Source organism: Allobosea sp. (genome assembly GCF_030694325.1).
In the GTDB taxonomy this organism is placed as follows: Bacteria; Pseudomonadota; Alphaproteobacteria; order Rhizobiales; family Beijerinckiaceae; genus Allobosea.
This window is the reverse complement of record NZ_JAUXYO010000045.1, coordinates 37,619-44,766: the sequence shown is the minus strand read 5'-3', so window position 1 is coordinate 44,766 and position 7,148 is coordinate 37,619. Positions and strand designations below refer to the sequence as shown.

Annotated in this window: 6 protein-coding genes; 1 reads left to right on the top strand and 5 read right to left on the bottom strand. The window is 68.8% G+C overall.

Going from position 1 to position 7,148, the window contains the following annotated elements:
• Positions 1-405: amidohydrolase family protein (locus Q8M82_RS02415; protein ID WP_305689784.1), on the top strand; the 405-nt coding region annotated here is incomplete at its 5' end.
• A gap of 10 nt (positions 406-415) precedes the next feature.
• Here Q8M82_RS02415 and Q8M82_RS02410 read toward each other — a convergent pair.
• From Q8M82_RS02410 to Q8M82_RS02390, 5 genes are read right to left on the bottom strand one after another with little or no spacing between them, the layout of a single operon-like run.
• Positions 416-1,900, bottom strand: a complete 1,485-nt coding sequence (locus Q8M82_RS02410) for an amidohydrolase family protein (protein WP_305689783.1) — start codon at positions 1,898-1,900, stop codon at positions 416-418.
• 46 nt (positions 1,901-1,946) lie between these two features.
• Entirely contained in the window at positions 1,947-3,662 is a 1,716-nt protein-coding gene (locus tag Q8M82_RS02405; protein ID WP_305689782.1) for a dipeptide ABC transporter ATP-binding protein, read from the bottom strand.
• Positions 3,659-4,567, bottom strand: coding sequence for an ABC transporter permease (locus Q8M82_RS02400; protein WP_305689786.1), 909 nt, complete (start codon positions 4,565-4,567; stop codon positions 3,659-3,661). Before Q8M82_RS02400 ends, Q8M82_RS02405 begins: the two co-directional genes overlap by 4 nt.
• Positions 4,564-5,532, bottom strand: coding sequence for an ABC transporter permease (locus Q8M82_RS02395; protein WP_305689781.1), 969 nt, complete (start codon positions 5,530-5,532; stop codon positions 4,564-4,566). The genes Q8M82_RS02400 and Q8M82_RS02395 overlap by 4 nt, the downstream gene beginning before the upstream one ends.
• Positions 5,533-5,560: 28 nt before the next feature.
• The gene (locus Q8M82_RS02390) at positions 5,561-7,129 is read right to left on the bottom strand and encodes an ABC transporter substrate-binding protein (protein ID WP_305689780.1); all 1,569 of its coding nucleotides are present in this window, start codon (positions 7,127-7,129) and stop codon (positions 5,561-5,563) included.
• Positions 7,130-7,148 lie beyond the last annotated feature (19 nt).

Here is a 7,148-nt window from a genome sequence, read left to right as displayed (position 1 = left end):
GACATCGCCATCGTCACCACGGCGCCGGCCAGCCGCCCGGTTCCCGCCGTCAAGCGCATGCTCGCCGCCGGCATCCGCATCGCCGCCGGCTCCGACGGCATCCGCGACACTTGGAACCCCTATGGCAATGGCGACATGCTGGAGCGGGCCGTGCTCGTCGGCCTGCGTAACAATCTGCGCCGTGACGACGAGGTCCGGCTCGCGCTCGACACCTGCACCGTCGAGGGCGCGAAGCTGATGGAGGTCGCCGATTACGGGCTGGCCGAGGGCTGCGCCGCCGACCTGCTGATCCTGCCCGGCGAGACGCTGGCTGAAGCGGTCGTCGACCGCTCGCCGAACCGCCGCGTCCTCAAGCGCGGCCGCATCGTCGCCCGTGACGGCGTGCCGCTGCGCCCGGCGCCCTGAGGCGCTACGCTCAGTTCTTCTTGAGCCCCGACAGGCTGCGCGCCTCGACCTGGTCCATGGCGCGCACCTGGCCCCAGAAGCTCGCCGGCGTCTCCAGCAGGGGCCGGAAGCCGCAATAGTCGAGCATCCATTCCGTTTGCGCCTGGGCATTGTCGAGGACCGCGTCCTCGTTGACGAAGATCGCCTTGCGGCCCTGCAGCGCAATCCGCCCATCGACGATGACGGTGTCGACGTCGTTGCCGTTGGCGAAGTAGACCAGCCGGAACAGCGGCATGTTGGCCGGGTAGAGATGCGGCCGGCGCCAGTCGAGCAGCACGACATCGGCCTTCTTGCCGACCTCGAGCGAGCCGATCTCGTCGGCCATGCCGAGCGCACGCGCAGCATCGACCGTGCACATCTCCAGCACGCGGCCCGGCGGCAGCCAGCTCGGATCGTGGTGGAAGGTGCGGTGGTAGTGCATGCATTGCTGCATGTGCCGGAACATGTCGCCCGAGCGGTCGGGCGCTGTCGCATCCGAGCCAAGACAGACATTGGCGCCGGCCTCCAGCAGCTCCGTCACCGGGCACCGCGCCAGGATCGAGGCGACGGCGGAAGGATTATGGACGATATGCGTGCCGGTGTCGGCAACGATCGCGATCTCCTCGTCGGTCAGCGCGGTCGAATGCGAGAGCAGCGCATGGGGCCCGAGAATGCCGAGCTCCTTGGCATAGGCGACGCTGCCCTTGGTGTGCCCGTCCTGGGTGAAGACGAGGCCGGCCTCCCTGGCGAAGTCTGACATGCGGCGGCCCTGGGCGCGGGCATCAGCCAGATCCGAGGCGCTCAGCCCGGCCTCGTGCTCGGCCCGCAGCGTCGGGGTGATCAGCGCGATGTTGAGCCGCTTCCCGAGCCGGCCATGCTGCGTCTCGACCAGCGATTGGCAGGTCGCGAACATGTCCTCGAAACGCGTGGCGTGTTCCTTGGCCTCGCCGTTCTCGAAGCGGGCATAGGTGCGCGGGAAGGGCGGGCGCGTCGCGCCGACCGCCAGCACCGAGCGGGTTCCGACCTCGGCGACGCCGTCGAGATGCGCCTCGCCATAAACCGGCTCGTCGCAGCGCATGATCGTGTCGCCGCCGCCGAGCAGCGCGACCGCGGTCGTGACGCCGAAGCGCAGCCGCTCCAGGGCGGCGAGTTGCGCCTCCGCGCGCCACCATTCCGGCGTCGAGGCCACGGTGTAGACGGTGTGGCAGACCTCGTACCATTCATCGCTGCGCCCGCCGCCCATGGTCTTGATCAGCCCGTGGCCGGCATGGGTGTGGGCGTCGATCAGGCCCGGCATCACGATCTTGCCGGCGGCGTCGATGATGGTGGCGGCATCGCTATGGCTGACCGCGAGTTCGGCGCTGGTGCCGACGGCGACGATGCGATCGCCCTTGATCGCGACGGCGCCGTCCTCGATCACGCGCCTTTTGCCGTCCATGGTCACGACCACGCCGTGCTGGATCAGGATGTCGGTCATGGTCGTCTCCTCAGGCCCAATGTTTTTTGATGCGGGAAGCCGGTAGTCAGACTTCGCCGCGAATGCGCTCGAGCGTCGGCACGAGCGAGAGCAGCTGGCGGGTGTAGTCGGCCTGCGGTGCCGTGAAGAGCGTCTCGGCCGCCGCCATCTCGACGATCCGGCCTGCGCGCATCACCGCGACCCGGTCGCACATCTGGCGGATGACCGCGAGGTCGTGGCTGATCAGCAGCAGCGTCAGTCCGGTCGCGTCGCGCAGATCCTTGAGCAGGTTGAGGATCTGCGCCTGGACGGAGACGTCGAGCGAGGAGGTCGGCTCGTCGCAGACGATCAGCCGCGGCCGCGCGCCCAGCGCCCGCGCAATCGAGAGCCGCTGGCGCTGGCCACCGGAGAAGGCGTGCGGGAAGCGCTGCGCGGCTTCAGCCGGCAGGCCGACGGCCTCGATCAGCAGACCGACATCGGCCTCGGCCTCGGCCCGCGTGCGGGCCAGTTCGTAGAACAGGATCGGCTCGGCCAGGATGCGGCCGACCCGCATCCGCGCGTTCAGCGAGGAATAGGGGTCCTGGAAGATCATCTGGATCGCGCGCCGGGCCTTGCCTTTGCGTGGAGCCGCCTCCGCACCGGCAATCACTTGGCCGTCGAAGCGGATGGTCCCGCCGGTTGGCGCCCGCAGGCCCGCCACCACATTGGCGATGGTGGTCTTGCCGCAGCCGGACTCGCCGACGAGGCCGAAGACCTCGCCCCGGCGGATCTCGAAGCTCACCCCGCCGACGGCCCGGAAGGCGCAGGCGCCACGGCCGGCGAGGAAGCCCGCCCCATAGTCGACGCAGAGATCGTCGACGCTGAGCAGGGGGACGTCGCGACCCGGCGACGGGTCCCCCACGGCCAGGGCCTTCGCCCGAAGCTGGTCCCGGGCGGCGCCGGCCTCGGCCTGGTTCGCGCCGTCGAGCATCGGAAAGCGGTCGAGCCTGATGTCGATGCGCGGCACGGCGCCGATCAGGGCCTTGGCATAGTCCGCCTGGGGATTGCGCAGGACCTGCGCCACCGGCCCGCTCTCGACGATGTGGCCGCGATGCATGATCGTCACCGTATCGGCGATCTGCGCGACCACGCCCATATTGTGGGTGACGAGCAGGATGCCGATGCCGCGCTCATCCGCCAGCCCGCGCAGCAGATCGAGGATCTGCGCCTGGATCGAGACGTCGAGTGCCGTCGTCGGCTCATCGGCCACGAGCAGCCGCGGCTCGCAGGCGAGCGCGCAGGCGATGACGACGCGCTGCCGCTGCCCGCCGGAGAGCTGGTGCGGATAGGCCGACAGCCTGCGCTCCGGCTCGGGAATGCCCACCGCCTTGAGCAGTTCCAGCGCCCGCGCCCGCGCCGCTGCTCGGTCGAGCGGCAGATGCGCCCGCAGCGTCTCGACGATCTGGCTTTCGACCGTGAAGAGCGGGTTCAGGCTCGTCATCGGGTCCTGAAAGACCGCGCCGATGTCGCGGCCGAGCCGGACCGCGCCGGGCTTCTGCGGGTCGAAGGGTTGGCCGTCGAGCGCGATCGTGCCCGAGGCGATCCGGCCGGGCTTTTCGAGCAGGCCGAGCACCGCATTGCCGATCGTCGTCTTGCCCGCGCCGGATTCGCCGACCAGCGCATGAATCTCGCCCGGCGCGATCGAGAGCGTGGCGCCCTCGACGGCCGTCAGAACGCCGCCATCGGCCAGCGGGTATTCGATCCGCAGCCGGTCGATGGCGAGGATGGGGGCAGGCGCGCTCATCCGCGCCCCCGCAGCTTGGGGTTGAACAGGTCGCGCAGCCAGTCGCCGACGATGTTGACGCCGAGAACCAGCAGCACCAGCAGCAGCGCCGGAAACAGCGCGATCCACCAGACACCGGAGAAGACGAATTCGTTGCCGATACGGATCAGCGTGCCGAGCGAAGGGTAGGTCGGCGGCATGCCGACGCCGAGGAAGGAGAGGGTGGCTTCCGTCAGTACGGCAGCCGCGAGGTTGATCGTCGCGATCACCAGCACCGGCCCCATCACATTGGGCAGGATGTGCCGCAGCATGATCTGGCGGGAGGGCAGGCCGATGACCTTGACCGCGCGGACATAGTCGCGCGCGCTCTCGACCATGGTGGCGGCCCGCACGGTGCGCGCATACTGCACCCATTCATGGATCGCGATGGCGCCGACCAGGATGAACGGCGCCCATTCGGCCGAACTCGCGGCCGGGAACAGCATCCGCGCCACGCCGGCGACGAGCAGGGCGAGCAGGATGGTCGGAAAGCTCAGGATGACGTCGCCGAAGCGCATGATCGCGGCATCGACCCAGCCGCCGAAATAGCCGGCGATCAGGCCGAGTCCGACGCCGACCACGGCCGCCACCATCACCGCCCCGCCGCCGATCAGGATCGAAACCCGCGCGCCATAGAGCATGGCCGAGAGCAGGTCGCGGCCCTGGTTGTCGGTGCCGAGCAGGAAGCGCGGGTCGCCATCGGGCGAGAAGCGCGGCGGCAGCTCCGCGTCGATCAGGTTGAAGCTGGTCAGGTCGGTGGGGTCGAAGGGCGCGATCAACGGGGCCAGCGCCGCCGCGACGATGATCGCGAGCGCCAGCAGGCCCGCGAGCCAGACCGAAAGGGGGACACGCCGCAGCCGCCGGGACAGGGAAGCGGCCACGCTCAGCTCCTCACGCGCAGGCGCGGATCGACCAGCGCATAGAGCAGGTCGACGGCGGTGTTGATAAGCACGAAGAGCAGCCCGACGAACAGCAGATAGGCCGCCATCACCGGCACGTCCGAGAAGCTGACCGCCTGGATGAAGAGCAGCCCCATGCCGGGCCACTGGAAGACGGTCTCGGTGACAATGGCGAAGGCGATCAGCGAGCCGATCTGCAGGCCCGTGACAGTGATCACCGGCATCAGTGCGTTGCGCAGCGCCAGCGTGAAATGGATGTGCCGCGTGGACAGCCCGCGCGCCCGGGCGAAGCGGATGTAGTCGCTGGAGAGCACGTCGATCAGCTCCGAGCGGACGAGCCGCATGATCAGGGTGAGCTGGTAGAGCGCCAGCGTGATCGAGGGCAGGATCAGCGCCTTCAGCCCGCTCAGCGTCAGCAGGCCCGTCGACCACGGGCCGATCTGCACCGTCTCGCCCCGGCCGAAGGAAGGCAGGAGGCCCAGTGTCACCGCGAAGGTGAGGATCAGGACGATTCCGGTGACGAAGGTCGGCGTCGAGATCCCGATCAGCGAGACCGCCTGGACAAGCCGGGCCGCGATCCCGTCCGGCTTCAGCGCACAGAGCACGCCGAGCGGGATGCCCAGCGCCAGCGACAGGACCGTCGCGACCAGCACCAGTTCAAGCGTCGCCGGCAGCCGCTCCGCGATCAGCGCCGCAACGGGGCGCTGGTTGCGATAGCTGATCCCGAAATCGCCTTGGACGATGCGGCCGAGAAAGCCGGCATATTGCACCAGAACCGGACGTTCGAGCCCGAGCGCCTCCCGCAACTCCTGCTTTTCCTCCACCGTCGCGTTCTCGCGCGACAGCGCCGAGACCGGGTCGCCGACGAAGCGGAACATGCCGAAGGCGACGGCCGAGACCGCAAGCATCACGAGCACGGCCTGTCCCAGACGGGCGATCAGAAGAGCCAGCATGGCAGCCTGTCCGGCCTCGGTCAGCGCGTCACTTCACCTGCGCGAACCAGAGGCGGACATATTCGTCCGGGAACTGCGGCACATCGAGGCCCTGGCGCGAGGCCCAGGCGACCGGCTGCAGATGCAGGGGGATATAGGCGATCGTGTCCTTCGCGACCTTCAGCGCTTCCACCATCATCGCGCGGCGCTTGGGCTCGTCGAGCTCGACCGCCGCCTCCCGCGTCAGGCGCTCGATCTCGGGGTTGGTGTAACCCATCGGGTTCGAACCGCCGAAGCCGTCCTTCGGCGCGGTCAGCAGGGCCGAGAGCACGCTGAACCCGTCCATCGGCGGCAGGGTCGCCCAGCCCAGCATGAAGGAGTCGAACTCGCCGCGGTCCTGCTTCGGGAAATAGGTCGCGCGCGATTCCGTCTTGACCTCGGTCTGCACACCGATGCGGCTCCACATCGCGGCGATGGCGACGCAGATGGCCTCGTCGTTGATGTAGCGGTCGTTGGGGCAGTTCAGTCCGAGCTTGAAGCCGTTGGGATAGCCCGCTTCGGTGAGCAACGCCTTGGCCTTGTCGGCACTGTAGCCGGGCAGGGTGTCATTGGCCTTGTCGTAGCCCGGCACCGGCGGCGCCACGAGCGTGCCGGTGTTCTGCGACTTGCCGCGCATGACGCGCTTCTGGATCGCGTCGAGATCGATGCCCTGCCAGAGCGCCTGGCGGACCTTCAGCTCCTTGAGTGGGTTCTTCTGCCCCGGCATCGACTTGAGTTCGTCGCGCTGGCTGAGGCCCAGGAAAATCAGCCGCAGCGACGGCTCCTCGATCACCTTGAAGGAACTGTTGGCGCCGATCCGGCCGAGATCCTGCAGCGGCGCGGGCGCGATCAGGTCGAGTTCGCCCGAGAGCAGCGCGGCGACGCGCGTGGCGTCCGACTTGATCGGCTTGAACTCGATCCGGCTGACGTTGTGCTCGGGCTTGTCCCACCAGTCCGGGTTCACGACCATGGTCGTGCCGGCATCGGGCTTGAAGGATTCGAGCTTGAACGGGCCCGTACCGATGGCGGTGGTGGAGGCGGCGGTGCTGACGCCGGTGGCGATGTTGCCGGGCTTGAGCGAACCGGTCTGCTCCATCCATTCCTTGTCGAGGATGTAGATGCCGGCGAGGTCGTTCAGCAGCAGCGGGTACGGGCCTTTGGTGACGAGATCGACGGTGAAGTCGTCGACCTTCTCCGCCCGGATCACCTGCGAGAGGTTGCCGCGGGCCCGTGCGCCGGGGTCCAGCAGGCGGGTGACCGAGGCGACGACGTCGTCGGCGGTGAAGGCGTTGCCGTTGTGGAACTTCACGCCCTTGCGCAGCTCGAAGCGCCAGGTGTCGGGCTTCACCGTCTTCCAGCTCGTCGCCAGCGCCGGCTCGAGCTGCATGGTCCGGCCGCGCCGCACCAGCGGATCGAAGACGTGGTGGAGCATCGCCGTGGTGAAGCTCTCGGTCTGGGCATAGGGGTCGAGCGTGGCGATGTCGGTCGGAGCGGACCAGCGCACCGTCTTGGCGCCGGCTGCCGTGGCGGCGAGAGCGACCGCCGAAGCGGCGGCCAGAAGCGTAACGACCCGGTTCATCCGACACTCCTTCATGCGC

Coding starts and splice junctions, on each gene's coding strand:
- Q8M82_RS02410 (WP_305689783.1), bottom strand. CDS start 1,900: ATGACCGACATCCTGATCCAGCACGGCGTGGTCGTGACCATGGACGGC.
- Q8M82_RS02405 (WP_305689782.1), bottom strand. CDS start 3,662: ATGAGCGCGCCTGCCCCCATCCTCGCCATCGACCGGCTGCGGATCGAA.
- Q8M82_RS02395 (WP_305689781.1), bottom strand. CDS start 5,532: ATGCTGGCTCTTCTGATCGCCCGTCTGGGACAGGCCGTGCTCGTGATG.
- Q8M82_RS02390 (WP_305689780.1), bottom strand. CDS start 7,129: ATGAACCGGGTCGTTACGCTTCTGGCCGCCGCTTCGGCGGTCGCTCTC.